A 962-nucleotide genomic window follows, 5' to 3' on the forward strand; every position below is an offset into this window, starting at 1 on the left:
AGAAGTACCGGAAAATTACACCTTGGGAATTATTATGGAGCGTTAAAAAATTTCGTCAAAATGCAAGACGAATATAACTGCTTCTTTTTTATCGCAGATTTACACTCATTAACCACTCACCCTACACCCCATGGACTGCAAGAAACAGTCCGTAATGTGGTCGTAGAATACCTTGCAGCTGGATTGGACCCTGAAAAGTCAACTATATATGTTCAATCGGATGTCCCTGAAGTCGCCGAATTGTATTTATATATGAATATGAATGCCTATATGGGCGAATTGGAAAGATCAACAGCCTTTAAAGATAAAGTCAGAGCAAACCCTAACAATGTTAATGCAGGCTTATTGACTTATCCGGTATTGATGGCTTGTGATATCTTAATCNNCTGTTGGTAAAGACCAGGAACAACACCTTGAAATGACCAGAACTTTCTCAAATAGATTTAACCGTTTGTACGAAGTAGATTATTTCAAAGAAGCTTTCGCATTCTCATATGCCGATAAACTAATTAAAATCCCAGGCCTTTCTGGACAAGGTAAAATGGGAAAATCAAATGGTGATGCTGATTGTATCTACTTATCAGATACTGAGGAGGTCCTACGTAAAAAAATCATGCGTGCAGTGACTGATGCCGGTCCAACTGAACAAAATCAAACGAAACCAGAAGCTGTACAAAATCTATTTGACTTAATGAATGTGGTATCCACACAAGATACACTTCAACATTTTGATGAATTATATAATAAAGCAGAAATCCGATATGGTGATTTCAAAAAGCAACTCGCTGAAGATATGTTAATCGCAACTAGCGATGTACGTGCTCGAATTAATGAAATCAGTAAAGATGATGCTTACATTGCTAAAGTGCTCAAATTAGGCGCTGAAAAAGCACATGAAAGTGCCCAAAAAACTATGAAAGAAGTTCGTGAAATTATCGGTTTAAAAAAATTGTACTAGAATA

At 36.7% G+C, this 962-nt stretch carries 1 pseudogene; it reads left to right on the forward strand.

Annotated elements, in window-relative coordinates:
- Window positions 1–958, forward strand: a pseudogene (gene trpS / locus B4A24_RS15135) (tryptophan--tRNA ligase); the annotation flags it as partial.
- Window positions 959–962: the final 4 nt, after the last annotated feature.

The sequence above is a fragment of the Sphingobacterium sp. UBA7249 genome, assembly GCF_002472835.1.
Classification (GTDB): Bacteria; Bacteroidota; Bacteroidia; order Sphingobacteriales; family Sphingobacteriaceae; genus Sphingobacterium; species Sphingobacterium prati.